This is a genomic window from Ensifer sp. ZNC0028, from assembly GCF_000799055.1.
GTDB lineage: Bacteria > Pseudomonadota > Alphaproteobacteria > Rhizobiales > Rhizobiaceae > Ensifer.
Window position 1 is genome coordinate 1 of the sequence record NZ_JTLA01000002.1, and the last position, 26,520, is coordinate 26,520.

30 protein-coding genes are annotated in these 26,520 nt (G+C 63.6%); 18 read left to right on the plus strand and 12 right to left on the minus strand.

Annotation, left to right across the window (positions count from 1 at the left end):
• Positions 1-201 precede the first annotated feature (201 nt).
• Positions 202-2,139 (minus strand): tetratricopeptide repeat protein, encoded by a 1,938-nt coding sequence (locus L981_RS00050; protein WP_156133925.1) that lies wholly within the window; start codon positions 2,137-2,139, stop codon positions 202-204.
• 111 nt (positions 2,140-2,250) lie between these two features.
• Complete coding sequence (locus L981_RS34935) at positions 2,251-2,406, minus strand: hypothetical protein (protein WP_090299729.1); 156 nt, start codon at positions 2,404-2,406, stop codon at positions 2,251-2,253.
• Positions 2,407-2,699: 293 nt separating this feature from the next.
• Here L981_RS34935 and L981_RS00055 point away from each other — a divergent pair, with 293 nt between their 5' ends.
• The 4 genes from L981_RS00055 (at position 2,700) to L981_RS00070 (ending at position 5,828) form a co-directional block, all read left to right on the plus strand.
• The gene (locus L981_RS00055) at positions 2,700-4,001 is read left to right on the plus strand and encodes an MFS transporter (protein ID WP_043610753.1); all 1,302 of its coding nucleotides are present in this window, start codon (positions 2,700-2,702) and stop codon (positions 3,999-4,001) included.
• Positions 3,988-4,176, plus strand: a complete 189-nt coding sequence (locus tag L981_RS00060) for a DUF1192 domain-containing protein (protein ID WP_043610601.1) — start codon at positions 3,988-3,990, stop codon at positions 4,174-4,176. The genes L981_RS00055 and L981_RS00060 overlap by 14 nt, the downstream gene beginning before the upstream one ends.
• A gap of 354 nt (positions 4,177-4,530) precedes the next feature.
• Positions 4,531-5,049 (plus strand): DUF1465 family protein, encoded by a 519-nt coding sequence (locus L981_RS00065; protein WP_043610604.1) that lies wholly within the window; start codon positions 4,531-4,533, stop codon positions 5,047-5,049.
• A 125-nt stretch (positions 5,050-5,174) separates the two neighbouring features.
• The gene (locus L981_RS00070) at positions 5,175-5,828 is read left to right on the plus strand and encodes a hypothetical protein (protein ID WP_043610607.1); all 654 of its coding nucleotides are present in this window, start codon (positions 5,175-5,177) and stop codon (positions 5,826-5,828) included.
• 105 nt (positions 5,829-5,933) lie between these two features.
• On the opposite strand, the gene rpmE is transcribed toward L981_RS00070, so the two are convergent.
• Complete coding sequence (gene rpmE / locus L981_RS00075; protein WP_034806140.1) at positions 5,934-6,155, minus strand: 50S ribosomal protein L31; 222 nt, start codon at positions 6,153-6,155, stop codon at positions 5,934-5,936.
• Between the two features lie 206 nt (positions 6,156-6,361).
• Between rpmE and L981_RS00080 the strand changes: the two genes are divergently transcribed.
• Both L981_RS00080 and L981_RS00085 read left to right on the plus strand, forming a co-directional pair.
• Complete coding sequence (locus tag L981_RS00080) at positions 6,362-8,164, plus strand: ABC transporter transmembrane domain-containing protein (protein ID WP_043610608.1); 1,803 nt, start codon at positions 6,362-6,364, stop codon at positions 8,162-8,164.
• Positions 8,165-8,300: 136 nt separating this feature from the next.
• The gene (locus L981_RS00085; protein ID WP_043610610.1) at positions 8,301-9,293 is read left to right on the plus strand and encodes a tripartite tricarboxylate transporter substrate binding protein; all 993 of its coding nucleotides are present in this window, start codon (positions 8,301-8,303) and stop codon (positions 9,291-9,293) included.
• 97 nt (positions 9,294-9,390) lie between these two features.
• Here the strand turns inward: L981_RS00085 and L981_RS00090 are convergent, their stop codons facing one another.
• The 6 genes from L981_RS00090 to L981_RS00115 all read right to left on the minus strand — a co-directional run bounded on the left by L981_RS00090 (position 9,391) and on the right by L981_RS00115 (position 16,452).
• Positions 9,391-11,037: an FAD-binding dehydrogenase gene (locus L981_RS00090; RefSeq protein ID WP_043610614.1), complete on the minus strand. Its 1,647-nt coding sequence runs from the start codon at positions 11,035-11,037 to the stop codon at positions 9,391-9,393.
• Positions 11,038-11,199: 162 nt separating this feature from the next.
• Positions 11,200-12,231 (minus strand): peptidoglycan -binding protein, encoded by a 1,032-nt coding sequence (locus L981_RS00095; protein WP_043610615.1) that lies wholly within the window; start codon positions 12,229-12,231, stop codon positions 11,200-11,202.
• Between the two features lie 3 nt (positions 12,232-12,234).
• A complete protein-coding gene (locus L981_RS00100; RefSeq protein ID WP_043610616.1) occupies positions 12,235-13,332 on the minus strand; it encodes a MotA/TolQ/ExbB proton channel family protein in 1,098 nt (365 codons plus the stop codon).
• Positions 13,333-13,584: 252 nt separating this feature from the next.
• Positions 13,585-14,385, minus strand: a complete 801-nt coding sequence (locus tag L981_RS00105; RefSeq protein ID WP_034806132.1) for an inositol monophosphatase family protein — start codon at positions 14,383-14,385, stop codon at positions 13,585-13,587.
• Between the two features lie 270 nt (positions 14,386-14,655).
• A complete protein-coding gene (locus tag L981_RS00110) occupies positions 14,656-15,795 on the minus strand; it encodes a tetratricopeptide repeat protein (protein ID WP_043610619.1) in 1,140 nt (379 codons plus the stop codon).
• A 9-nt stretch (positions 15,796-15,804) separates the two neighbouring features.
• Complete coding sequence (locus L981_RS00115) at positions 15,805-16,452, minus strand: thiamine phosphate synthase (protein WP_043610620.1); 648 nt, start codon at positions 16,450-16,452, stop codon at positions 15,805-15,807.
• A gap of 106 nt (positions 16,453-16,558) precedes the next feature.
• Between L981_RS00115 and L981_RS00120 the strand changes: the two genes are divergently transcribed.
• Together L981_RS00120 and L981_RS00125 are read left to right on the plus strand one after the other, a co-directional pair.
• Complete coding sequence (locus tag L981_RS00120; RefSeq protein WP_043610622.1) at positions 16,559-17,338, plus strand: sulfite exporter TauE/SafE family protein; 780 nt, start codon at positions 16,559-16,561, stop codon at positions 17,336-17,338.
• A gap of 100 nt (positions 17,339-17,438) precedes the next feature.
• Entirely contained in the window at positions 17,439-17,699 is a 261-nt protein-coding gene (locus L981_RS00125; protein WP_034806124.1) for a helix-turn-helix transcriptional regulator, read from the plus strand.
• A 155-nt stretch (positions 17,700-17,854) separates the two neighbouring features.
• On the opposite strand, the gene L981_RS33555 is transcribed toward L981_RS00125, so the two are convergent.
• The gene (locus L981_RS33555; RefSeq protein WP_034806123.1) at positions 17,855-18,028 is read right to left on the minus strand and encodes a YdcH family protein; all 174 of its coding nucleotides are present in this window, start codon (positions 18,026-18,028) and stop codon (positions 17,855-17,857) included.
• A gap of 213 nt (positions 18,029-18,241) precedes the next feature.
• On the opposite strand from L981_RS33555, the gene L981_RS00135 reads away from it, so the two are divergent.
• From L981_RS00135 to L981_RS00165, 7 genes are all read left to right on the plus strand, one after another.
• Positions 18,242-18,445, plus strand: coding sequence for a YdcH family protein (locus L981_RS00135; protein WP_034806122.1), 204 nt, complete (start codon positions 18,242-18,244; stop codon positions 18,443-18,445).
• A gap of 53 nt (positions 18,446-18,498) precedes the next feature.
• Positions 18,499-18,963, plus strand: coding sequence for a 5-(carboxyamino)imidazole ribonucleotide mutase (gene purE, locus L981_RS00140; protein ID WP_034806641.1), 465 nt, complete (start codon positions 18,499-18,501; stop codon positions 18,961-18,963).
• Positions 18,960-20,015, plus strand: a complete 1,056-nt coding sequence (locus L981_RS00145; RefSeq protein WP_043610625.1) for a 5-(carboxyamino)imidazole ribonucleotide synthase — start codon at positions 18,960-18,962, stop codon at positions 20,013-20,015. Before purE ends, L981_RS00145 begins: the two co-directional genes overlap by 4 nt.
• 171 nt (positions 20,016-20,186) lie before the next feature.
• On the plus strand, positions 20,187-20,312 hold the full coding sequence (ykgO, locus tag L981_RS00150) for a type B 50S ribosomal protein L36 (RefSeq protein ID WP_034806120.1): 126 nt from the start codon (positions 20,187-20,189) through the stop codon (positions 20,310-20,312).
• Between the two features lie 78 nt (positions 20,313-20,390).
• The gene (locus L981_RS00155; protein WP_043610627.1) at positions 20,391-21,005 is read left to right on the plus strand and encodes a tetratricopeptide repeat protein; all 615 of its coding nucleotides are present in this window, start codon (positions 20,391-20,393) and stop codon (positions 21,003-21,005) included.
• Between the two features lie 199 nt (positions 21,006-21,204).
• Positions 21,205-21,564 (plus strand): hypothetical protein, encoded by a 360-nt coding sequence (locus tag L981_RS00160; RefSeq protein ID WP_156133927.1) that lies wholly within the window; start codon positions 21,205-21,207, stop codon positions 21,562-21,564.
• 5 nt (positions 21,565-21,569) lie between these two features.
• Positions 21,570-22,574: an alpha/beta fold hydrolase gene (locus L981_RS00165; RefSeq protein ID WP_052201490.1), complete on the plus strand. Its 1,005-nt coding sequence runs from the start codon at positions 21,570-21,572 to the stop codon at positions 22,572-22,574.
• A 148-nt stretch (positions 22,575-22,722) separates the two neighbouring features.
• Here L981_RS00165 and pyk read toward each other — a convergent pair whose 3' ends face one another.
• Positions 22,723-24,162 (minus strand): pyruvate kinase, encoded by a 1,440-nt coding sequence (gene pyk, locus L981_RS00170; protein ID WP_043610631.1) that lies wholly within the window; start codon positions 24,160-24,162, stop codon positions 22,723-22,725.
• On the minus strand, positions 24,162-24,638 hold the full coding sequence (locus L981_RS00175; protein ID WP_051659725.1) for a DUF1036 domain-containing protein: 477 nt from the start codon (positions 24,636-24,638) through the stop codon (positions 24,162-24,164). Before L981_RS00175 ends, pyk begins: the two co-directional genes overlap by 1 nt.
• Positions 24,639-24,830: 192 nt before the next feature.
• Between L981_RS00175 and L981_RS00180 the strand changes: the two genes are divergently transcribed.
• The 3 genes from L981_RS00180 (at position 24,831) to L981_RS00190 (ending at position 26,441) form a co-directional block, all read left to right on the plus strand.
• Positions 24,831-25,640 carry an N-formylglutamate amidohydrolase gene (locus tag L981_RS00180; RefSeq protein ID WP_043610632.1) on the plus strand — a complete coding sequence of 270 codons (810 nt, stop codon included), beginning with the start codon at positions 24,831-24,833 and terminating at the stop codon, positions 25,638-25,640.
• Complete coding sequence (locus L981_RS00185) at positions 25,637-25,945, plus strand: DUF1244 domain-containing protein (protein WP_043610634.1); 309 nt, start codon at positions 25,637-25,639, stop codon at positions 25,943-25,945. The genes L981_RS00180 and L981_RS00185 overlap by 4 nt, the downstream gene beginning before the upstream one ends.
• Before the next feature lie 232 nt (positions 25,946-26,177).
• Positions 26,178-26,441, plus strand: coding sequence for a DUF2312 domain-containing protein (locus tag L981_RS00190; RefSeq protein WP_034806111.1), 264 nt, complete (start codon positions 26,178-26,180; stop codon positions 26,439-26,441).
• Positions 26,442-26,520 lie beyond the last annotated feature (79 nt).

Sequence of the window (26,520 nt, forward strand, 5' to 3'; positions counted from 1 at the left end):
CGAGCGAACTGGTGACCCGTGCCCGCCTCTCCTTCGAAGGAGCGTTTACCGCGGTCGTGATGGTGGCGACAGCCATGCTGTTTGTGACCGGAGCGGCCATCTGGTGGCTGACCGCCGGGCGCGTCAGCGCCCCTCAGGGATCCCGCCAGGGTCACCACTAAGCAAGTGCGAGCCGCCGGATGGCAACGACTGTCCGGCGGTTCAGCGCAATCCGGCCTCGCATTTTGCGATCGCCTCGACCATCGCCTGGAAACGGACATGGTGGCGAACGGCGTCGAGGTCTGAATCCTGCTTGAACCAGAGCAACTGGTAGCAGGAGCTCTGCGGCAGCAAGGTCTCGAGAAGATCGAGCGCCGCGTCGATATCGCCGAGGATGCAATAGACACAGGCCGTGTTGTAACGGGCGACCACGTCATCGGGATCGATCGCCAGCGCCCGCGCTGCCCATTCGCGCGCACGGTCGGCCTCGCCCATATGGGCAAGCGCCAGCGCGCCGCGATGGGCCGGGCCCGAGTTTTCCGGATTGAGCTCCAGCGCCCGCTCCGCCCGGGCAATGCCGATGCGCGCCCACTGCTTGCGTTCGCTGTCGCGGCCGAGCGTGCGATAGGCGCTCATCAGGTGGATCGGCGACAGGTAATCGTCCGGCCGGATGTCGGCGGCACGCTTGAAGAACTGGATCGCCATTTCGAACGCGCCCTGCATGAACAGGAAGCGGCCATAATGGAAGTTCGCCTCGTAGAGCCCGGCATCGAGCGTCAGCGCCTGCTCGAAGGCGGCAACCGCCTCCTCGCATTGGCCGTCCTGGTGAAGCACCAGACCACGGGATGCATGGGCCTCCGCGAGGTCTGGATCGAGCGCCAGCGCCCTGTCTGTGATGGACAGGATGCTTTGCAGCGGAAACTCGTCCTCGTGCCAGTCACGCAGCGCCGACTCGCAATCGGCGATGCCGGCATAGGCGCGGGCAAAATCCGGATCGAGTTCCACCGCCTTCATGAACATGCGCCGCGCGAGCAGGAGATAGGAGCGCGTCCAGGCATGCGAAAACTGCCGGCCGCGCAGATAGTAGGTGTAGGCCTCGACGCTTGTCGTCGGGTCGCTCTCGATCGCCCGCCTTTCTGCCGGCAACAGCTTGATCTTCAGCTGGTCGACGATCGCATGGGTGATTTCGTCCTGGATGGCGAAGATGTCGGTCAGGTCCCGGTCGTAGCGATCGGCCCAGAGATGCGTGCCGGTCAGCGCATCGATCAACTGGCCGGTGATGCGCACCCGCGCGCCCGCCTTGCGTACGCTGCCTTCGAGGATGTAGCGGACGCCGAGTTCCTGGGCCACCTGCTTCACCTTCACCGATCGCCCCTTGTAGGTGAACACCGTGTTGCGGGCGACGACGTGCAGCTTCGATATCTTCGAAAGATCGGTGATGATGTCTTCGGTGATGCCGTCGGAGAAGTACTCCTGCTCCGGATCGTGGCTCATATTGGTGAAGGGCAGTACGCCGACCGAGAGCCCGTAGCCATCGTCGAGCACCACCGGACACGATCCGTTCGGCGCCGACGCGACCTTGGTCGGTGCACCGAGCGCCACCGAATAGACATGCACGCCGGCGGCGATGTTCTTCAGCGTGTGTTCGCCCTTGTCGATGAAGCCGACATCCAGGCGCGCGCCGACATGGTCGCGCACGGAAGCCGAGACGGCGATGCCGGAGGGTTCGGCCAGGCCTTCGAGGCGCGCCGCGACATTGACGCCATCCCCGAAGATGTCGCCATCTTCGACGATGATGTCACCGAGATGCACGCCGATCCTGAGTTCGATGCGTTTGAGCGGCGAAACGCTTTCATTGCGCAGCAGCATGCCACGCTGGATATCGACGGCGCAGGCGACCGCGTGCACGACGCTTGCGAATTCGACGAGGATGCCATCGCCGGTGAGCTTGACGATGCGTCCCTTGTGACGGGTGATCTTCGGATCGACGAGTTCGCTCTTGTGCCGTTTCATCGCGGCCAACGTACCGGTCTCGTCAGCGCCGATCAGGCGACTGTACCCCACGACATCGGCAGCGAGAATGGCAGCAAGCCGGCGTTCCAAGAAACCCTCGAAGTCATCTCCCGAATGAGGCTCGCACTTTAGCGCTTTCTTTCCCATCTGTCCTGCGCCCTTTTCTGGTTGAAACGACAGGTTTCGCAACCAAGGTAGCGGTGAGCCGCAGGCGATGGAGTTCCAAAGGTAACGGGGAGTTGCGGCGCGGCGGCTGCGTCAGGGACGGATCAACACTGTCACCATCATCATCACGATGGCGAAGACCGCGATCTTCCAGAAATCGCGACGGCGGCGCAGCCCCGGAATGCCGATCGGCCAGAGGAGCTGAATGGCCATGATCAGAAGCAGAAAAAGGGCGATCGCCTTCTGCATGTTGCCCTCGTCTACCGGGAGGCTGCCTCGACCGGTGAAGCGTTCGCAACACCGGCACTCTTCGTCGCACGCAGCACCGCCTCCCCCGAGGACTAGCGATACGTTGCGCCTAGCAAAAAGGGCTAGTGTTTCCGCGGGCGATTTGCAATGACCGGCCGCCGCATGTTGCGTCATTCGTCTCCGATCGAAGGACAAAACCTGCGGCAACGCCAGGCGCTGCAATCACAAACCGGCTGGCAATTCACGAGGCACCGCCCTAACTTGCTGACGGCAGAACGAATTTCGGATGAATGATGAGAAAGAACCTGCTCCCTGTCGCCGCCCTCCTGCTCGGCACGCTGTTTCTCTTTCTGGGCAATGGTCTGCAGGGGCTGCTTCTTCCGGTGCGCGGCACCGCTGAAGGTTATCCCACCACCATCCTCGGCCTGATCGGCACATCCTGGGCTGCCGGCTTCGTGCTCGGCTGCTTCTTTGCGCCCACCGTCGTCAAGCGCATCGGCCACGTGCGCGCCTTCAGCGTCTTTGCATCGCTGATCGCGATCGTCGCGCTGCTCACCGGCATCCTGATCGACCCGACCTGGTGGCTGATCCTGAGGGCCTTGACCGGCTTTTCCACGGCCGGCACCTCGATGATCATCGAAAGCTGGCTGAACGAGCGCGCCACCAACGAGAGCCGCGGCGTCATCTTCTCGCTCTATATCGCCATCACGCTCTTCGGCGTCGTCGGCGGCCAGATGATGATCCCCTTCGGCGATACGTCGACCAGCATCTTCTTCATGATCTGCGGCATTCTCTACTGCGTCGCCATGCTGCCGACGCTTATGTCCAAGGCCGCCTCGCCGCAACCGTTGAAGAAGGTGAGCCTCGACCTGCGCGGCCTCTACAAAAACTCGCCGGTTTCCTTCCTCGGCATCCTGCTCGTCGGCATCGCCAACGGCGCCTTCGGCACGCTCGGCGCCGTCTTCGGCCGCCAGGCGGGACTTTCCGACAGCACCGTGGCGGCCATGATGAGCGTGGCGATCTTTGCCGGCGCCGTCATGCAGTTGCCGGCCGGTCGCCTCTCCGACCGCATCGACCGGCGCTACGTTCTCGCCGCGCTTGCCGGCATCGGCGCCCTTGCCGGGCTCCTCATCTTCCTGATCGAGCCGAGCCAGGTCTGGATCGTGCTGACGCTGATCGCGATCTACGGCGCTGCGGCCAACGCGCTCTACCCGATCGCCGTGTCGCACGCCAACGACTTCGCGACGGCCGAAGACTTCGTCAAGGTGTCCGGCGGCCTGCTGCTGCTCTACGGCATCGGCACCATCATCGGCCCGACGATCGGCGGCCCGGTCATGACCGCGGCAGGCCCCTACGGCCTGTTCATGATCACCGCCTGCGCCCATATCCTGATCACGGCCTATGCCATCATCCGCAGCCGGATGCGCGCACCGGTTCCGGTCTCCGACCGCGACGCCTTCTCGCCGGTCAATGCCGGTGCGCCGACGACCCCGGAAAGCCTGCAGCTTTCGCCGCGCGCAGCCCCGTTCGAAGAAGCACACAACGAACCGGACAAGCGTCCGGAATGGGAGGATCAGTCGGATGAGCCTGTTTGACGACGACCGGCCGCAGAAGAAGGTGGCCCATGAAATCGGCAGCGATCTCGCGCTGCTGTCCGTCGATGAGCTGACGCAGCGCATCGCGCTTCTCACCGAAGAGATCACTCGGCTGGAGGCGGAGCGGACACGCAAATCCGCCAGCCGCTCGGCCGCCGAGAACCTGTTTCGCTGATCCGGCGGCGTAAGGTCGCACCGCAGCAAAACGGAGCGCGTTTAACGCGGCATTAAGCATTATCTGCGATTGTCAGGGCATCCGGAGCTTTCCGGTTTCAGACAATTTCTCCGACTGGCGAATGGGTCTGATTTTTCTCCCTGTTTTACCTTGAGAGCCGCTTTCCGCGGCTCTTTTTTTGTTTTGGCATAGGTTTATCTAAAGAACTGTGGAGATTAACCCTTTCTTAAGAATGCCCTTGCGCGAAATGCGCTATCGGATCATTCTTCAAGCATAGAGACGGGCAAGGATTTATTTCCCATAACCGTCCCCTACCTGACTGTCGTGATGCGTTTGAACCAGGGAAAACAGGTCATGTCCGAGAGAGGATTGAATACGGTCAGTTTCGCAGGACACGCGGCGTCCTCGGCACAATTCAAGACACTCTATTCGGAAGGCATGGGACTGGTCGAAGAAACGGCCACCTATCTTGACGGACCCGGCCGCGCTGCTTCCAAGGTCCTGCCGCGCATGGCGTCGGTGCTCTATGCAGCCGAATCCATGCGACTGACCACCCGCCTGATGCAGATGGCCTCCTGGCTGCTGCTGCAGCGCGCCGTCAACAACGGCGAGATGAGCCGCGACCAGGTGATGTCGGAAAAGAGCAAGGTTCGCCTCGACAGCTTCAACGTCGACAAGTCCGCTCCGGGCTGGGCCGAGCTGCCGGAATCCTTCCGCGACCTGATCGAGCGGTCGCTGCGCCTGCAGAACCGCGTCGCCCTGCTCGACCGCGAAATCTATCGCCCGCACGAAGCGGCCGCGATCGTTCCGGACAACCAGAACGGCGTCAAGGCGCAGATCAAGCTGCTGCAGACGGCCTTCGGAACCAACTGACGCCGCGCAAAAAACAAATCTGAGAAACCAAGCCCGCCGTAACAGCAATTGCCGGCGGGTTTTTCTTTGCGACCGGCAGCGGCGGCGGCCGCCCGTCGTCATCGGCAAACAGCGACTTATCGGACATGATCCTCACCGAAGCCGACTTGGCTCCCTTCCGCGACGCGAACGGGCTTGCACATCTGGAACCGCTTCCCGGGTTCCTCGAGAGCGCTGCGGCGCTACTCAGCCCCGGACGCGTCGTCCTGCCAAGCCAGATGCTGACCCCGACCCGCAAAGCCTTCGAGACCGAATGGAACGCCTTCGATTCCAGCAGGGCGCGAGAGACGCTCCAGGCGATCCCCGTCCTTGCCTTCCGACGACACGTCCCTTTTCTCAACCCAGCCGTGGAATGGCGCGGACTGGTCCATCAGTGCTCCGGATTCTATTGCCAGCAGATGAGGATGATCGCGACGCGTCTGAGGCCGAGGCCGGCGATCGCTGCGCATTTGAACGCCATCGTCCGAAAACACTATGACGCGGACGCCGGTTTCCTTCATCCCGACAATCTGCGCGCATCGCAGGTCGTGTCTTACGTCGAAACTCTGGCACGCCTGGGCCTCGACTGCGACGTTTCCTGGAGAAACCTCACCGAGGGCGCTTATCCGATCGACGCCACGCAAAAGCATCTCGATCTTCTGACGGAAGAGGCGTTGCCACTTGCGGAAATCGCCGACTGGTCGGATCAGGAACCGCGACATAACGCCGTCATCCTGCTCCTTGCCTGGAACAGCGACTGAGCGCCGCTGCCCGCAGCGCCGCGCCCGGCGTATCTCCCAAAACCAAGACAGCAAAAAGCCCGGGCCAATGACCCGGGCTTTTTGAAATGCCGAAGAGGCGTTCGATTAGAGGCCGAGGCCTTCGAAGCGCTTCTTGAACTTGGAGACGCGGCCGCCGCGGTCCATGAGCTGCTGGTTGCCGCCCGTCCAAGCCGGGTGCGACTTGGGGTCGATTTCCAGGTTCATGGTGGCGCCTTCAGAACCCCAGGTCGAGCGGGTTTCGTATTCGGTGCCGTCAGTCATGACTACCTTGATGACGTGGTAATCGGGATGGATGTCTGCCTTCATAACGATCTTCCTAGAGTTCCAGGGTCCAATTGTCGCAAGGCATTGCGACTTCGAGACCGAACACGTAAATGAAGCCGCGTACCGGCTGAACGGCCACGGCTTCCCAATTCGATGCCGTGCCTATACATCAAGGTCTGCGGGATAACAAGTGCCGCACGGAAGACTCATGGGCAATCCCTTCCTCCGTGTTTGGCGAAAGGGGTCAAGTGTCGTCAAGAGAAAACCAGGCGCCAACGCGCAAATCCATTCGCCCGCTCGCCACGCTGCTTCCCTATCTCGCGCGCTATCGTCATCTGGTCGTCGGCGCCAGCATTTCGCTGATCCTTGCCGCCGTAACCACGCTGGCGCTGCCGCTCGCCGTCAGGCGGATGGTCGACAACGGCTTCTCCAGTCCCGATAGCGGCTTCATCAACACCTACTTCGCGATGCTGATGATGCTCGCCATCGTGCTCGCGCTGGCGAGTGCGGCGCGCTACTACTTCGTGATCACGCTCGGCGAACGCATCGTCGCCGACCTGAGGCGCAGCGTTTTCGACCGCGTCACCCGCCTTTCCGCCTCCTTCTTCGACGTCAACCAGTCCGGCGAGATCGTCTCGCGACTGACCGCCGATACGACGCAGGTGAAATCCGCAGTCGGCGCCACCGCCTCGGTCGCGCTGCGCAACCTGATCCTGTGTCTCGGCGCCATCGGCATGATGGTCTATACCAGCCCCAAGCTGTCGAGCCTGGTTCTGATCGCTATCCCGATCATCGTCTTCCCGCTCGTCGGCTTTGGCCGTTCCGTGCGCCGCCGCTCGCGCCAGGCGCAGGATACGCTGGCTGCCGCCTCGGCCTATGCCGGCGAGGCGATCGCCGCATCGCGCACCGTGCAGGCCTTCAACGGCGAAGGGCTTGCCAACAGCCACTTCGGAGCCGCCGTCGAGGATGCCTATGGCGCGGCGCGCGCGGCGATCAAGGCGCGCTCGGTGCTCACCGCTTTCGCCATCACCATGGTGTTCGGCAGCGTTGTCGCCGTTCTCTGGTTCGGCGCGCACGACGTGCTCTCGGGCAATCTCTCCGCCGGCACGCTCAGCCAGTTCCTGCTGTACTCGGTCTTTGCCGCAGGCAGCCTCGGCTCGCTCTCGGAAGTCTGGGGCGAGCTTTCGCAGGCAGCCGGCGCTGCCGAGCGGCTGAACGAACTTCTGACCGAAGTCCCCGAGATCCAGGCGCCGGAAAATCCGGTCGCCATGCCGGTGCCGGCAACCGGCGCCATCACCTTCGACGACGTTCATTTCGCCTACCCGTCGCGGCCCGACTACAAGAGCCTCAATGGCCTCAGCTTCAACATCGCGCCCGGCGAGACCGTTGCGATCGTCGGGCCGTCCGGCGCCGGCAAGAGCACCGTCTTCTCCATGCTGCTTCGCTTCTACGACCCCGCCAAGGGCGCGGTGAGCGTCGACGGTGTCGACATTCGCACCGTCGACCCCAAGGATCTGCGCGACCGGATTGCGATCGTGCCGCAGGACGTGACGATCTTCGCTTCGTCCGTGCATGACAACATCGCCTTCGGCATGCCGAATGCCAGCCGCGAGGCGGTGCGCGCCGCCGCCGTCGCCGCGCAGGCGGACGAGTTCATCGGCAGGCTCGACAAAGGCTACGACACCTATGTCGGCGAGCGGGGCGTCACGCTGTCCGGCGGCCAGCGCCAGCGCATCGCCATTGCCCGCGCCATCCTCAAGAACGCACCGGTGCTGCTTCTTGACGAAGCAACCTCTGCCCTCGACGCCGAGAGCGAGACGCTGGTCCAGAAGGCGCTCGACAGCCTGCTGCACGAGCGCTCTACCATCATCATCGCCCACCGCCTGGCGACCGTGCTGAAGGCCGATCGCATCCTGGTGCTGGATCATGGCCGCATCGTCGAAGAAGGAACCCACGCCTCCCTCATCCGCCAGGGCGGGCTCTACGCCAAGCTGGCGCGGCTGCAGTTCAACCATGGCGCCGAGGCCCTGTTCGTCAACGCGCAGAGCTGAACGCACCGCACGGCGCGAAAAGCGTCCTCCGATTTGCCGTAAAGCGGTTGCCGACGGAAGGCCGAGCCCTATTGTTATGGGGCCGGCCGAGGAGGCCGGTATCGCTTTCTGCTGAATTGATCGGGAGGACTACCGCATGGCATTTTCGCACCTGACCCGGCGTGCCACTCTGGCGCTGGGCCTGATGGCGCTGACGGCGCTGCCCCTTGGCTCGACGGCACTGGCTGAGGGCTTTCCCGACCGGCCGATAACGCTCGTCGTTCCCTTTGCCGCCGGCGGTTCCACCGACGTGGTTGCCCGCATCGTCGCGCAGAAAATGTCGGAGGACCTCGGCGAGCAGGTGATCGTCCAGAACGTCGCCGGCGCCGGTGGCAATCTCGGCGCAGACAATGTCGCCCGCGCCGATCCGGATGGTTATACGATCCTGATGGGCACGGTCGCCACCCACGCGCTCAATCCGCTGATCCTGAAGACCAAGCCCTATGATCCCGAGAAGGACTTCGCGCCGATCTCCCTGCTCGTGGTCGTGCCCAACGTGCTCGTCGTCAACCCGGAACTCCCTGCCAAGAACGTCGCGGAACTGCTGGCGCTCCTGAAGGCCAAGCCCGACGAGTATAGCTACGCGTCTTCCGGCAACGGCACGCCGCTGCACCTCTCCGGCGAACTCTTCAAGAAGATGGCCGGCGTCAGCATGCAGCACATCCCCTACAAGGGCGCAGGCCCGGCGCTGAACGACGTCATCGGCAACCAGGTGCCGATCATGTTCGACAACCTCCCCTCCTCCTCCAGCCACATCAAGGCGGGAACGCTGAGGGCGCTCGCGGTGACCACGGCGGAACGGACACCGTCCTTCCCGGATGTGCCGACGGTCGCCGAGGCCGGCATTCCGGGCTACGAGACCTACACCTGGAATGCGCTCTTTGCCCCGGCCAACACGCCTCAGCCGGTCGTCGCTCGCCTCAACGAGGCGGCCAACAAGGCGCTGAAGGATCCCGCCGTCGTCGAACGCATGAAGGAATTTAGCGCCACGATCGTTGGCTCGACCCCGGAAGAGCTGCAAGCCCATGTGAAGGCGGAACTGGCGAAGTGGACGCCGGTCGTGCGTGACGCCAACGTGCAGATGGATTGACGAGCAGGCCGAGCGGAGCCGTCATCGGGCTGCCGCCACCTCTCCCCGCCCGCGGGGAGAGGGCTAGGGTGAGGGGCCGCCTCAGCTAACAACCACGTCACGCCCCGGCAGCACCCCGCCCCGCAGCCCGCCCGGAAAAGATGCAGCCGCCGAGGAAGGTGCCCTCAAGCGCATTGTAGCCATGCATGCCGCCGCCGCCGAAGCCGGCGACTTCGCCGGCAGCGTAGAGACCGGGCACCGGCTCGCCCGATTGCTCCAGCACCTGGCCTGACAGGTTGGTTTGGAGCCCGCCGAGCGTCTTGCGCGTCAGGATATGCAGGCGGACGGCAATCAGCGGTCCGGCCTTGGGATCGAGCAGCCGATGCGGTTTGGCGGTGCGCAGCAGCCGATCACCGCGATAGGCGCGTGCGCCGCGGATCGCGGTCACCTGCGCGTCCTTGGAGAAAGCGTTGGTGATTTCCCGGTCGCGCGCTTCGATCTGCTGCCGCAGATGCTCCAGCGACAGCCGGTTCTCGCCGGTCAGCGCATTCATCGCCGGCACCAGGTCGTCGAGCCGATCACGCACGATGAAGTCTTCGCCCTTGTCCATGAACGCCTGGACCGGCCCTGGCGGGTTCTTGCCGAGCCGCTTTAACAGAAGGGCGACGCTCTTGCCGGTGAGATCGGGATTCTGCTCCGAACCGGAAAGCGCAAATTCCTTCTTGATGATCGCCCGCGTCAGCACGAACCAGCTGTAGTCATGGCCGCTGTCGCGGATCGCCTTCAACGTGCCGAGCGTATCGAAACCGGGCATGGCCGGTGCCGGAAAGCGGTTGCCGTCGGCGTCGCACCAGAAGGACGAAGGCCCCGGCAGGATGCGGATGCCATGGTCCGGCCAGATCGGATCGAAGTTCTTCAACCCCTCGGTATAGTGCCACATGCGATCCGCATTGATGACGGCGCCGCGCGCCTGGCTGGCGATCTCGAGCATGCGACCGTCGACATGATGGGGTACGCCCGCGACCATCGTCGCCGGCGGCTGGCCGAGGCGCTTGCGCGGCCAGTTGCGGCGGACCAGATCGTGGTTTCCGCCGATACCGCCTGACGTGACGACGACCGCGCCCGCCGAAATCTCGAAATCGCCGACCATCTCGCGCGAACTGCGTTCGCCGCGCCCGACCGGATCGTCCTTGAGCAGCGCACCGCGCGCGCCCGTCACGCGGCCGTCGGTGGTCACGAGCTCATCGACCCGGTGGCGGAAACGGAAGCGCACGAGACCGCGGCTTTCCGCCTCCCGCGTCAGCCGGATGAACGGTTCGAGCACCGCCGGGCCGGTGCCCCAGGTGACGTGAAAGCGCGGCACCGAATTGCCGTGGCCGTGGGCAAGGCCACCGCCGCGCTCCGCCCAGCCGACCACAGGAAACCAGCGCATGCCGAGCGAGTGCAGCCAGGAGCGTTTCTCGCCCGCGGCAAAATCGAGATAGGCTTCCGCCCAGAGCCGCGGCCAGTGATCCTCAGGACGGTCGAACTGCGACGAGCCCGCCCAGTCCTGCCGGGCAAGCTCGCGGGTGTCGCGGATACCCATGCGGCGCTGTTCGGGGCTGTCGACGAAAAACAGACCGCCCAGCGACCAGAAGGCCTGTCCGCCGAGGTTCTGCTCCCCCTCCTGGTCGAGCACGATGACCCTGCGCCCAAGTGCTGCCGCCTCCGCTGCGGCGACAAGCCCGGCAAGGCCCGCGCCGATAACCAATACATCGCAATCCATGAAATGCTCTCCCCCTCGCATCCCATCCGGCACCCCACGCCCTGACACGCAAAAGTTGCCGCAGCCATCGAAATGGCTGCAGCAACTGTTACGCGTACGTCAAGGTCAATTCAAGGGCCGGACTGGCGTCACCGACGACGGGACGCTCGCGGGGCCGAAAGCTTACTTCTCGGTCAGCTTGAGCTCGATGCGGCGGTTCTGCGCCCGCGCTTCCGGGCTTTCGCCCGGCGCGATCGGCTGGTACTCGCCAAAGCCTGCAGCAACCAGGCGGTCCGCCGGTACGCCCTTCGAGATCAGGAACTTGACCACCGAGGTCGCGCGCGCCGACGAGAGCTCCCAGTTGTCGGCAAAACGCCCGGCGCCGGAAAGCTGCACATTGTCGGTGTGGCCATCGACACGCAGCACCCAGTTGATTTCGGCGGGGATTTCCTTGGCGAGATCGAGCAGTGCGGTGGCGAGCTTGGCCATTTCCGCCTGCCCCGCCGGATTGAGGTCGTTGCCGCCGGACGGGAACAGCACCTCCGACTGGAAGACGAAGCGGTCGCCGACGATGCGGATGTTTTCGCGGTCGGAGAGAATTTCCCGAAGGCGTCCGAAGAAGTCCGAACGGTAGCGATTAAGTTCCTGCACCCGCTGGGCCAGCGCCACGTTCAGCCGCCGGCCGAGATCGGCGATCTTGGTCTGCGACTGCTGGTCCTTGGCTTCCGATGCCTGAAGCGCCACCTCGATGGCGGCAATCTGGCTGCGGAGCGCCGCGATCTGCTGGTTCAGGAGTTCGATCTGGCTCATCGCCCGCGCGCTGACTTCGCGCTCGGTCTCAAGCTCAGAGCCGAGACGGCCGATCTTCTGGTTGGCGGCGTCCGAGCTGCCAGCACCCTGGTCGAGCAGGGCCTGAAGCCGCGAGCGTTCGCCCTCGGAGGTGGCGAGCGACGCCTGCAGATTGGCAAGGGAATCCTCGAGATCCTGCTTGCCGCTCTTTTCGAGCGCAAGAAGCTGGGTCAACTCGTTGATCTGGCTGTTCAGTCGCGTGAGTACCTCGTCCTTGCCGCTGATCTCACGGCTGAGCAGGAACTGTGCGAGGACGAAGACGGTCAGCAGGAACATGATCGACAGCAGCAGCGTCGACAGCGCGTCGACGAAGCCCGGCCAATAGTCGATCGTGCGCTGAGAGCGGCCTTTTCGCGCGAGCGCCATGGATCATTCCCCTCCGGTCTCTTCCACGCGCGCCTTGGCCGGCACGGCCGGCTTGTCATGCGCAGACGAGCGGTCGGAGATGCCGACACGCGACGCCAGCTTGTCGAGCGTCTTGCGCATCGCCTTGGCTTCGTCCTGCTGGGCTTCGATCCAGTCCCGCAGCATCTGCTGCTCGCCGCGCATGTTCTTGACCAGCCCCTGAATACCTTCGGCGAGGCTTGCCATGGCGGCGGTCGTGCGCTGGTTCGCGCCGCCCTCATGGTTGAGGCGGACGAGCTGGTCGGTGAGCCTCTTCAGCTCCTCGACCGGCGCGCCGGCGGGCAGGTCGAGCGCCGGCGAAAGCTCCGAGCCAACATCGGTCACGGAGGAGAGCCAGTTTTCAAGCTCGGTGTAGAAACGGTTCTGCGCCCGCCCGGCCTGCAGATCGAGAAAGCCGAGGATCAGCGAACCGGAAAGGCCGAAAAGCGACGTCGAAAACGCCGTGCCCATGCCGGTGAGCGGTGCCGACAGGCCGTTCTTCAGTGCCGAGAGAATGTCTTCCGTCGTACCCGATCCGGCATCCAGGGACTGGATGACCGTATTGATCGAGCCGATCGTTCCAAGCAGACCCCAGAAGGTGCCGAGCAGGCCGAGAAACACCAGAAGCCCGGTCAGGTAACGCGAAATGTCGCGCGATTCGTCGAGGCGGGTGGCGATGGAATCGAGGATCGACCGCAGCGCCGTGGTCGAGATCGCCGTCTGGCGACCGCCGATCAGGGCCCGCATCGGCGCGAGCAGCACAGGATCACGCCCGACCTTGTCGGCGCTGCCGGCGGCACGAAACGAATTGAACCAGCGCACTTCGGGACGCAAACCCAGCACGTGGTTGAAGACGAGCAGGATGCCGATCAGCAGGACGCCGAGGATCAGGCCGTTGAGGCCAGGATTGGCGAGAAAGGCATTCTGCGCCTGGCGGAAGAGGATCGCACCCACGAAGCCGACGATGATGAGAAAGACCACCATCGTCCAGAAATAGTGCATGGGGCTCGAGAGCTTATGCGGGTTGTAGCCGTCTTCCATGCCTTCCCGACCGTTCCATCCGGACAGATGCAGTTTCGTCATGGGTATGAGTATCTCCGCTTCACTTGACGGAACGGCGCCGCGCCGGCCCGGAGCCTATCGCATAATTCCTGAAACCGAAATCGATTCAAGGGCCAATTTGTGCATGCAGCCGCGATCGCGTCGCGGCCTGCAGGTCGCCAGTTAGGCACGGGCCTGTGGCAGTGTCGTGTTGCTCCGCCCAGCTTCGCACCAAAAACAAAGCCCCCGATGCGGGCTGCGCGTCGGAGGCTTTGAAACGAAAGGGATGGCGACTTACTTCGTCGGCACCGGGCGGTGAACGACTTCCGTCAGCGCCTTGACGATGTATTCGTTGCCGCAGATGACCGAACCGTCATCGACCGGGCGGGCGCCGCCGTTGATATCGTGCGTCCAGCCACCGGCTTCGCGAATGAGAAGCACGCCGGCGGCGATGTCCCAGGCGGCAAGGTCGCGCTCCCAGTAGCCGTCGAAACGGCCGGCAGCGACATAGGCAAGGTCGAGTGCAGCCGACCCCATGCGGCGGATGCCGGCGACTTCGCCCATCACGTGACGCAGTTCGATCAGGTACTTGCCGTGGTTGCCGCGGCCGAGATGCGGCGTGCCGGTGGCGATCACGGCATCGGAAAGATGCTTGCGCGCAGCAACGCGCAGACGACGGTCGTTGAGGAAGGCGCCACCGCCGCGCTCGGCCGTGTAGAGTTCATCGGTCGCCGGATTGAAGACGACAGCGCCGACGATCTCGCCCTGGCGCTCCAGTGCGATCGAAACGGCGAAATGCGGGATGCCGTGCAGGAAGTTGGTGGTGCCGTCGAGCGGATCGACGATCCAGCGATGGGCGCCGTCGGTGCCGATGATCTCTTCGCCTTCCTCGCCGAGGAAGCCATAGGTCGGACGAGCCTTCAGGAGTTCTTCGCGGATGAGCTTTTCGGCCTTGCGGTCGGCCTGCGAAACATAGTCGCCGGGTCCCTTGAGCGAGACCTGCAGGTTCTGGACTTCGCCGAAATCGCGGGACAACGACTTGCCCGCCTTGAAGGCGGCCTGAACCATGACATTGAGAAGTGCTGAACGGGCCATTTGGCGATCCCTTGAAAACGAAGGCCGATCGAACGCGTTCGATCGGACGTTGAACCTGCTTGACGAAACATAGGCGCATCGCCGGCCCCAAGGGCAAGCTGCAAACCGTGTTCCGTCGTCAAAAAACCGAGTGAAGTCTCACTCCGCTCGCGCATTGCAGCCACTGTCGTGGCGCCACGAGCAAAACCGCGGCTTCAGAACCACAAAAGCCCTGCGAGTTCAAGCGAAATAGCATGTTTGCCGGCCGGCGGCGACGGGATTCCGCCGCGCTCAGCTCCGGCGATACCTGTTGGCCGCACTCAGCGCCTGCTTCTGCTGCTCTTCGTTCAGGCCGAGGTAGAAGTCCTCGAGCGCATCGTCCTTGAGACCGGCGCGGCGCGACAGCACATACCATTTCGCCGCCTCGACCGGGTTGGGCCGCGTGCCGATGGCATTGACATAGAGATGCGAGAGCCGGTTCTGCGCCACCACGTTGCCGCCCTCGGCCGCCCGGCGCATCCAGCCGAAGCCGTCCTCCAGGTTCCGATCACCGGCAATGCCTTCGATCATCCAGATGGCGATGTCCAGCTGGGCTGTGTCGAAGCCCGCCCGCGCCGCACGGATCAGCCATTCGCGGGCACGCGCCCGCTTGCTTTCCTCGATGCCGTCGACATTGACCAGGATCTGCGACAACGCATATTGCGCGTCCGCAATGCCCTGCTCGGCCGACTTCTCGTAATAGGGCATCGCCAGCTTCAATCCCTTCGGTCCGGGATTGTCGGCAACGAGCGTTTGCCCATAGTTGAACTGCGCCGAGCCGTTGCCGAGATCGGCCGACTTCTTCATCAGCTCTTCGGACTTCTTCCGGTCACGCTTGGCGTAGCGCCCCTCCATCAGGATCAGGGCATATTTGAACATCGCCGCCGGATCGCCTTTTTCCGCCGCCTGGCCATACCAGAAGGCAGCCTGCTGCGGGTTGCGCACGACGCCAAGCCCCTGCTGCAGGATTTCGGCAATCAGCGTCTGCGCCGCCGGATCGCCGAGCTGCGCCCGCGGCAGCGCCAGATCCATCGCGGTCAGGTAATAGCCGCGCTGGAACGCGCCATAGGCCTCGTCGACCTTGCCGGCGAAGGGTTTTTCGGCCGGTAGCGCCGGCAATTCCGCACCCATGCGATCGAAAACGCCCACGCCCCCGGACGGCGCCGTACCGTCTCCCGGCTTCTTTCCCGGGGCCGCGTTCGACTTGTCGCCGGTCTCTGCCCCTTCGGGCATCGCCGCGCCGTTGAAGGGTGTGATGCGGCCGCGTTTTTCGACGCCGGCATCACCGCCGTCGCTCGGCTGCTCCTGCGCATGCGCCGGCAGCGCCAGCGCAACGGCCAGGGCGACAAGGGAAAGACCCCTACTCAATCTGGAAGACGGACGGTTCAACATCGAAACGTCTTAATCTTCAAACCGTGGCGCTTTTTCGTCAAGCAACGCGTTGACCGCGGCAACGACGGAGGGCGCCTGTCCCGGCTCACCGAAGACGGCCAGACGAAGCGCCACGAACTCGGCGCCGGTCTCCGCCACGGCAAGCGCCGATTGCGGATCGGTGCCGCCCATGACGATGCAAGGGATCTCGATCATCGACGCCCACCATTCGGCAAGCGCCAGGTTCTTCGAATGCGCCTCCGGCTTGATGTCGCCATCGGTCTTGCCGAAGAACACGTAGTCCGGACGCACTTCGCCGATCTCCAGCGCATGGTGGCGGTCGGCCGCGTTGCCACCGCCGACGATCAGCTTCGGCGTGTGCTTCTCGACCGCCTCGCCGAGCACCTCGGCATTGCCGGTAACATGCAGACCATCCGCCTTGGCGCGACCAGCCACGCGCGAGTCGCCCGCGATCAGCGCTGCGGCGCCCGCCTCCTGGATGACCGGAACCAGGCGCTCGGCATGCTTCTGGAACTCGGCGTCGTCGAGCCCGTATTGCGGCACGATCACCGAGGCGACGTCGCCACCCTTGAGCGCGTCGGCGAGCACCTTGGCACGTTCCGCCGCATCGGGCATGTCGGGCGCGATCAGCACCAGGCGGCAGCGTTCTGTTGTCATGCTCAGATATCCATTTCCGGCTGTACCGCGTAAGCCGCGAAACCAGCGCTCGATTTCATTTCCGAAAACCGATAGACGGAGACTGCAAAAGGATCAACAGCCACCCATGCTTCCGGATCTCGACTTCTACCTTATCGCCATCCCGGCCGTTCTGCTTGTCGGCCTCAGCAAAGGCGGCATGGGAGAAGCCCTTTCGCTCATGGGCGTGCCGATCCTGTCGATGGCGGTGTCGCCCGTCCAGGCCGCGGCCCTGCTCCTGCCGATCCTGATCGCGATGGACCTTGTATCGCTCTGGATGTGGCGCAAGCATGGCGACCGCAAGACGCTTTTCATGCTTTTGCCCGGCGCCATTGCCGGCATCCTCATCGGCTGGGCGACCTCCGCCTATGTCTCGCGTGATCTGCTCCGCCTGATCATCGGCCTGATCACCGTGCTCTTCGTGCTTCGCTACGTCTACAACATCTGGCGCATGCGCCTCGGCATCACCATCGCGCCGAAGACGCAGCGGGCCGGCCCGGCAGCGCTTTGGGGCTCGTTCGCCGGCTATGGCAGCTTCGTGGCGCATGCCGGCGGCCCGCCCTTCCAGATCTATGCGCTGCCGCTGCAACTCGATCCGCGCGAATATACCGGCACGATCGTGCGCTTCTTCGCGATCCTCAACGCAGTGAAGCTCATTCCCTATTTCGCGCTCGGGCAACTGGATCTCAGCAACCTGAAAATCTCGGCGACGCTCTTCCCGCTGGCGATCGTCGCAACGGTGTGCGGCGCCTTTATCGTTCGCCGCATGAAGCCGCAGATCTTCTACCCCTTCATGTATACCATGGCCTTCATTGCGGGCTCGAAGTTGCTGTGGGACGGTATCGTCGGGCTGGTTGCGGCCGGCTGAACCGCCACCCAAGTATTACGGAAATATTGCAAAGCAAAATTAGCATTTCGCATCGCACAAAATTCTTGCTGCCTTGCAAGATTTCGCCTAACGTCCGCCTATGACGATCGCGGACCCTTTCGATGCCATTGCGGACCCGAACCGGCGCCACCTGCTGGAGGAGTTGCGGCGCGCGCCGAAAACCGTCAACGAACTGGCCGAGGGCCTGCCGATCAGCCGCCCGGCCGTATCGCAGCACCTGAAGGCCCTGCTGGACTGTAACCTGGTCTCGGTATCGGCGAGCGGCACCCGGCGGATCTATGCGATCAACCGGCCGGGTTTCGACCGCCTCAATCTCTGGCTCGACCAGTTCTGGTCTTAAGCTTGGAAGCGACGGCCCGGAAACAAGAGGACCGGGCGTCAGGCCCGGTCCAAAAATCCGTATATTCCACTGTGGGGGATTGGTTCTAAACCTTGTTGCGCCTACTCAGAGGGGAGATGGCGCTTCCCGATGGTTCTGGGAAATACCGTTGATAATCAGTGAGTCGAGGAGCGAAGCCTTTCGATTTCGTCCTTGATGCGCAGCTTCCTTCGCTTGATATCGGTAATCAGTTCGTCTTCCACTGACGGCTGATTCATCGCTACGTGGAGCTCCTGCTCCAGGGCGCCATGTTTTTTCTCAAGCGTTGCAAGATGAGCCTCAACAGTCATTTGGCAGTCCCTTCCTTTTGCTTGCATCCGGCACGCAAATGCCGGATGTTTCATGGTTGTAACCTTACTACTGTGCCACGCCATTTTTCATTTGTCGAAGGCGAAATGATGACGACGGATAACTTCCCGTTACCGCCCAAGATGTGATAGAGCGGCGCATGAAATTCCGGTTCGAGGAGGACTTCGCAACCGGGCTGATGGGGATCGCTTTGCATGCCGGACCAGGACCAGGCCGAACTCAGACTGACCGCCGCGCGGCTGAGGCAGGAACATGAAGACTATGATGCTGCCATCAACGCCATGATCGAGACCGGCTGCGACGCGCTCAGAGTCCAGCGCATGAAGAAGAAGAAGCTGGCGATCAAGGACAAGATCAGCAAGATCGAAGACCAGATCATTCCCGATATCATTGCCTGAAGCAGAACAGGACAGACGTGATCGACACCACGACCCCACCCGTCGCCATCATCATGGGAAGCCAGTCGGACTGGGAGACGATGAAGAACGCCGCCGATACGCTCGACGCGCTCGACATTCCCTATGAGGCACGCATCGTTTCGGCCCATCGCACGCCCGATCGGCTGGTCAGCTTCGCCAAGGGCGCCCGCGACGAGGGCTTCAAGGTCATCATCGCCGGTGCCGGAGGTGCTGCGCACCTGCCCGGCATGTGTGCCTCGATGACGCCGCTGCCGGTCTTCGGCGTCCCCGTGCAGTCGAAGGCCCTTTCCGGCCAGGACAGCCTGCTGTCGATCGTCCAGATGCCGGCCGGCATCCCGGTCGGCACGCTCGCGATCGGCCGCGCCGGCGCCGTCAATGCAGCACTCCTTGCCGCAGCCGTGCTTGCGCTTGGCGACGAGGACCTCGCAGACCGCCTCGACGACTGGCGTGAACAGCAGACCATTGCCGTTGCCGAGTATCCGGTGGACGAGGCATGACCACCATCGGCATTATCGGCGGCGGCCAGCTCGGCCGCATGCTGGCGATGGCAGCCGCCCGACTGAACTTCCGCACCGTCATCCTCGAGCCGCAGGTCGACTGTCCGGCGGCCCAGGTCGCAAACGACCAGATCGTCGCGGCCTATGACGACGAAGCCGCGCTCGGCGAGCTTGCCGCCGTCAGCGACATCATCACCTACGAATTCGAGAACGTGCCGGTCGGGGCCGCCGAGCGGCTTGCCGCGAAACGTCCCGTCTTCCCGCCGCCGAAGGCGCTGGAAGTCGCCCAGGACCGCCTCACCGAAAAGCAGTTCATCAACGGCTGCGGCATTGCCACGGCACGCTTCCATGCCGTCGACAGCCAGGCCGACCTCGAAGCGGCGCTTGCCGATTTCGGCGGAACCGGCGTCCTGAAAACCCGCCGCCTCGGCTATGACGGCAAGGGACAGCGCGTCTTCCGCTCGACGGCAGACAGCCCGGCCGGCGCTTTTGCGGCACTCGGCGGCGTACCGCTGATCCTCGAAAGCTTCGTGCCCTTCGAGCGCGAAATCTCGATCATCGCCGCCCGTGCGTCCAACGGCGCCGTTGCCTGTTTCGATCCGGCGGAAAACGTGCACCGCAACGGCATCCTCCACACTTCGACGGTCCCGGCGGAGATCGGCGCTGCGACGGGCGAAGCGGCACGGGTCGCCGCCAAAGCCATCCTCGATGCGCTCGGCTATGTCGGCGTCATCGGTGTCGAGTTCTTCGTGCTCGCCGACGGCAGCCTGATCGTCAACGAAATGGCGCCGCGCGTGCACAATTCCGGCCACTGGACGGAAGCCGCCTGCGTCGTCTCGCAGTTCGAGCAGCATATCCGTGCCGTCACCGGACTGCCGCTCGGCAATCCGCGTCGCCATTCGGACTGCGTCATGCAAAACCTGATCGGCGACGACCTCGACGCGGTCCCCGCATGGCTTGCGGAGGATGACGTGCTGGTGCACCTCTACGGCAAGACCGAGGCCCGCACTGGGCGCAAAATGGGCCACGTCACGCGGCTCGTCCGCGGCTGAGAGCCATAGAAATGCGGGGCAAGACGCCAAAATGGGGCGTCTTGTGGTTGACACACCAGGGGTGACACGGTATTTGCCATCCCACCTTAAAGGAGCGCGCTCACGGGCGCGCTTTTGATTGTTAGAGATACCGGGCGAATTTTCATTCCCCGAAACCTGCGGATCAGGAAAATGAAGATCAAGAATTCGCTCAAGTCGCTCAAGACCCGCCACCGCGAAAACCGTCTGGTTCGTCGCAAGGGCCGCATCTACATCATCAACAAGTCCAACCCGCGCTTCAAGGCTCGTCAGGGCTGAGACCCGTCAGGGGACTTGGGAACGGCGCTCAGGCGATGTCCCAGAATTGATTTTGAAGTTATTCCGTGGCGAGCTAACATGCTCGCCATGCGAGTTTTTAGACCCTTGATTCTGGCGTGTTCCGCCCTGCTCGCCACCTCCACGGGAGCTGGCAACTTCTCCTTCGCGGCGGAAGCCTCGACGCAAACGGAAGCAACCAGTCTCACCACCCCGAAGCAACGCCTCGACACCCTGTTCGCCGACCTGAAAAAGGAACGCGACCCTGACAAGGCGCGCGAGCTTTCCAACCAGATCCGCATGGAGTGGCAGGATTCCGGCAGCGCCACGGTCAACCTGCTGATGCAATGGGCCGACAAGGCGATCTCCGACAACAAGCAGCCGGCCGCTCTCGATATCCTCGACCAGGTTATCGCCCTTGCGCCCAACTATGTCGAAGGCTGGAATCGCCGCGCGACCTTGCACTATACGATGGGCAACTACCGGAAATCGATGGCCGACATCAACCGCGTGCTGTCGATCGAGCCCCGCCACTTCGGCGCGCTTGCCGGCATGGCGGCAATCCTCGGCGCCTCCGGCAAGGATGAACTTGCCATGCGTGCCTGGGAACAGTTCCTGGACATTTATCCCGCCGATCGCAAGGCGCAGGAACAACTGGGCGAACTTGCCGAAAAACTCGCCGGCAGCAAGACCTGACAACGCGCGACCCGGTCGATTGCCTAGCCCGTCAACGCTCCTCCCCTCCGACAGAACGTCGCTTCTGAAGATCGCGGCAGCGGCGCGCCGTTTCGTCGAGCCCATCTGGGAGGAATGGCATCGCCATGCCGGAGCCGACCGCCCAGCGATCGCCGCGCAAGGCACCTGCGGTCGCACGAGCCTCTTCCTGCAGCGCGTCTTGAACACTCAAGGCTTCGGCGCCGAATGGGTCTGCGGTACGCCGCGCAGCGGGCCGTTGGGGCCTGAAAACGGACCGTTCGGCTTCCGCTGGGGGAAGACCTGGCAAAGCCATGCCTGGGTCGAATGCGGGAATTTCATCATCGACATCACAGCCGATCAATTCGGCGCGCCTCCGGTGCTCGTTGTCGACCGCATGGACAGCCGCTACAACAAAGACAACCGGGATGCGGCGCTGCCAGAGTTCGTGCTGGCCCGCAAGCGCGCCGTGGACGACATCTGGCCGCGATGGCAAAGGATAAACCTCGGCGGCCTCAAGGGTTCGGCACGCCTTGAAAGACGGGCGCCGGAAGACAATTAGAAACGATGTTCCCAGTCACGCTCCTGTTCCTTGCACTGATACTCGCCGGCGTCGCCTACAGCCTCTGGCACGCGCGTGGCTTCGCCCGGCGCTTTCCCAATGTCGGCGAACTGATCGATATCGGCGGCTACCGCATGAACAGCGTGCACCTGCCGGCCGGCGGGCAGGCCGACCTCCTGCCGGTCGTCTTCATTCATGGCGCGAGCGGCAACCTGCTCGACCAGTTGCATGCTTTCGCAACCGCGCTTGATGGTCGCGCCGAGATGCTGTTCGTCGATCGGCCGGGCCATGGCTATTCCGAGCGCGGCGGGCCGGAAAACGACCTGCCCGGTGGCCAGGCGGATGCGATCGCAAGGCTGATGGACAAGCGCGGCGTCGGTCGCGCGGTGATCGTCGGCCACTCCTTCGGCGGCGCGATTGCGGCGAGCTTCGCGCTCAATCATCCGGACAAGACCGCCGGCCTCCTCCTGCTAGCGCCAGCCACCCACCCCTGGCCCGGCGGCATCGACTGGTACTACCGCCTGACGGCCCTGCCCTTCGTCGGCTGGCTCTTTGCCCATACGCTGGTAACGCCACTGGGACAGCGACGCATCGAGGGCGGTACGCACTCGATCTTTTCGCCCAACCCGCGGCCGGCCGACTACATCGACAAGACCGGCCCGCATCTGGTGCTGCGTCCCTCGACCTTCCTCAGCAACGCTCGCGATATCGCCAATCTGCACGGCTATCTGACCGCCACTGCGCCCCGCTACCGAGACATCGCCGCACCGACCGTGATCATCACCGGCGACAGCGACGGGATCGTTCTTGCCGATATCCACTCGCGCGGGCTGGTGCGCGATATTCCCGGCGCCGAACTGCACTGGATCGGCAATCTCGGCCACAAGCCCGACTATGTGGTCACCGACGTCGTCGTTGCCGCGGTCGAGAAACTGGCCGGCAAGCCCGGCGATCTCGAAGCGGCAGTCAAGCGCGCCGAAGAAAGGCTCGCCGCCGCCAAGTCGCTTTGATCACGCCAGGCCATCCGTTGGGGATCTGGCCGGTTTTGCCGGGACGCCCGTCATCCCACGACCTGCCCCATCATCAACAAAACACGAGACCCCAGGAGCGGGATCATCGCTCCTGGGGTCTCGTTGCAGTCCGAAAAAGATGACGGCGTCAGACGCCGCTCATGCCGTCCGAGCCGATATAGGCGATGCGCAGCATGTTGGTCGCGCCGGGGGTGCCGAGCGGCACGCCGGCCGAGATGATGATGCGTTCGCCCGGCTTGCCGAAGCCTTCCGAGGCTACGATGCGGCAGGCGCGGTTGACCATGTCGTCGAGGTCGGTCGCATCCTCGGTGACCACGCAGTGCAGGCCCCAGACGACCGAAAGGCGGCGCGCCGTCTGCACGATCGGCGACAGAGCGATGATCGGCACCTGCGGCCGCTCGCGGGCGGCGCGCAGACCCGTTGTGCCCGACGAGGTGTAGCAGACGATGGCAGAGAGCCGCAGCGTCTCGGCGATCTGGTGGGCAGCGAGCGAAATCGCGTCGGCGCCGGTTGCTTCCGGCGGCGTGCGCTGCGCGTAGATGATGCTGGAATAATGCGGGTCGCGCTCGACGTTGCTGGCGATCGACGCCATGGTCGAGACGGCTTCCACCGGATATTCGCCCGAGGCCGATTCTGCCGAAAGCATGACAGCATCAGCACCTTCGAACACGGCCGTCGCGACGTCGGAGACTTCGGCGCGGGTCGGGACCGGAGCCGAGATCATCGATTCCAGCATCTGGGTGGCGACCACCACCGGCTTGCCGGCGCGGCGACAAGCGCGCGTCAGCTGCTTCTGCAGGCCGGGCACCGATTCCAGCGGCATCTCGACGCCGAGGTCGCCGCGCGCGACCATCAGCGCGTCCGAGAGTTCGATGATCTCGTCGATGCGGTCGAGCGCCTGGGGCTTTTCGATCTTCGACATCAGGCCAACGCGGCCGCGCGCGATCTTGCGAACTTCGGCCAGGTCTTCCGGGCGCTGCACGAAGGAGAGCGCCACCCAGTCGAATTCACCGGTCGCCAGAACGGCGTCGAGGTCGGCGCGGTCCTTGTCGGTCAGCACGCCGACGGCGAGCAGCGTATCAGGCAGGCTGACGCCCTTGCGGTCGGAAATCCTGGTGCCGGCGACAACGGTCGTGACGATGCTCTTGCCGTCGGTCTTCTCGGCCTTCAGGTGCAGCTTGCCGTCGTCGATCAGCAGGCGATGGCCAGGCTTGACCGCTTCGAGGATCTCCGGATGGGGCAGATAGACGCGGGTGTTGTCGCCAGGCTCGTCCTTGTTGTCGAGCGTGAAGGTCTGGCCGACCTTGAGATCGACCTTGCCTTCGGCGAACTTGCCGACGCGCAGCTTCGGTCCCTGTAGGTCACCGAGAATGCCGATCGGCCGGCCGCAGCGCGCTTCGACCGAGCGGATGCGCTGCACCAGCGTGCGCATCACGTCGTGGCTCGCATGGCTCATGTTGATGCGGAACAGATCGGCCCCGGCCTCGTGCAGCTTCTGGATCATCTGCTCGTCCGAAGACGCCGGTCCGAGCGTTGCGAGGATTTTGACTTTTCTGTTCCGCTTCATCAATTCTGGCTTTCCTGCGTGCCGGACGGATCCGAAAGCTGAACCATCCAGCTTCCCTGCCGCCCCGTGTCGTACTCTTTGAATCCCATGCGCTGGAAGCCGCGGGCGAAGCAGTCCTGCACGCCCGTGATTTTGAATTCGTTCTCGGCAACGCACATGTTGACGTCACCGGTCCAGCGACCGCCACGGGCCGCATCTTCCGCGTAAAGATAATAATAACGTGACTGAAGCTCGCCCTCGATCAGGGTCGCGCAGGTGTTGGCAGGCACCTGCCACCAGCCTTCCGTCATCCAGCCATCCTTGGCCCGGTAGCCGATGGCTACGCCGACCAGTGTCTGGGTGCCGTTGCACACGCGAAAGTCGGCGCGTGCGTCGCTGGCGAAAAGAAATGAGCTTGATGTTGCCAGGAGAAACAGGAGGATGCCTCCCAGTGTCGTCAGCCCCGGCTTCGCTTTGGAAAAAGGATATCTGGACACGGTTTCCGATGGAACTCCGTTTTGATTTGCGTGGCACTTTCTTGCGACGGGCAGCCCCGAAAGTCAACGCAACTCTAATCGATTACAATCGGTAAATTGCTTTCGGATTTCGTTAAACAGTTGCGTTTTTCTTGCGATTGACGCCCACGCGTGCGATCAGCGAGACGGGGCGCTGAAACGGACTGGAACGGCATGCAACACTATTCTCCCTATGAGATTATCGAAGCCAAGCCCACAACCGGGCTCGTGCTCCTTGCCGATCACGCCATGAACCGGCTGCCTGCCGAATATGGCAGTCTCGGCCTTCCCGCCGCGGCCTTCGAGCGGCACATCGCCTACGATATCGGTGTCGAAGCGCTCGTGCGGCGCCTGTCGGGGATGCTCGATGCGCCGGCCGTTCTTGGCTGCTTCTCGCGGCTGCTGATCGATCCCAATCGCGGTGAGGACGACCCGACGTTGATCATGCGGATTTCCGACGGAGCGATCATTCCGGGAAACCACCCCATCACCGAGAAGGAGTGGGAAAACCGGCTGAACCGGTTCCATCGCCCCTATCACCGCGCCGTCTCCGAGACCATCGGCCGAAGCGCGGAGGCGCATGGCGCAGCACCGCTGGTCATCTCAATCCATTCCTACACGCCGGCCTGGAAAGGCGTCGCCCGTCCCTGGCACGCCGCCGTGCTCTGGGACAGCGACGGCCGCGCCGTGCTGCCGCTGATCGACAGGCTCGAGGCGCCGGGCGATATCGTCGTCGGCAACAATGAACCCTATGACGGCGCGTTGCGCGGCGATACGATGTTCAGGCATTGCATGGTGCCGGGCATCGCGCACGCCCTGATCGAGGTGCGGCAGGACCTGATCGCCGACGCTGAAGGCGTTGCCGCCTGGGCAGAGCGGCTGGCGCCGATCCTGGCAAGCCTGAACGCCATGCCCGAGCTGCATCGCTACGAGCGGCACATCTCGCGCACCGGCGCCTATGATGAAGAGGACGAGCGACCATGACCGAACTGACCCCGGAGCAACAGACCGCCTTCGAGGCCGCCGCCTTTCGCCGGCTGGTCAACCACCTGCGCGAACGCAACGATGTCCAGAACATCGACCTGATGAACCTCGCCGGCTTCTGCCGCAACTGTCTGTCCAACTGGTATCGCGACGCCGCCGAACAGGCGGGCGTTCCGCTTGCCAAGGAGGAATCGCGCGAGATCATCTACGGCATGCCCTATGAGGAATGGCGCGAGCGCAACCAGAGGGAAGCATCGGCCGAGCAAAAGGCGGCGTTCGAGCTCAACCGGCCCAAGGCGGAATGACGAAAGGCGTATGCGGGCTTCCACCCGCACTTCGCTCGAACGCGTGAGCCGCTTGAAAATGATGGCTGGATCGCGCCGACACAAACCGTCGTGATCAAGGGATTAGGGTCTTTTCGCCCGCCTCTGCCACGGAAATGACCGCGTTGTTGCGCAATCACCCTTGACCTTGGCGGCCGTTCGCGGCACGTCACGGCACCCAAGAAATTCCATTCCCCCTATCAAGGAGAAGACCATGTCGGATGCTCACGGCGTCGCACGCGACCAGCTTCGTGCTTTCATCGAACGGATCGAACGCCTGGAAGAAGAAAAGAAGACCATCGCCGACGACATCAAGGACGTCTACGGCGAAGCCAAGTCCACCGGCTTCGACGCCAAGATCCTGCGCAAGGTCATTTCGATCCGCAAGCAGGATCACGACGAGCGCATGGAGCAGGAAGCGATCCTCGACACCTACCTCCAGGCGCTCGGCATGGTGCCGGCAGCCGACGAGGAATAAGCAGGACTTTTAGGGGCCGCCGTCAGGCGGCCTTCGCCTGCCGCGCGTGAACGCCGCAGTAGAGACGCCCATGCATCCG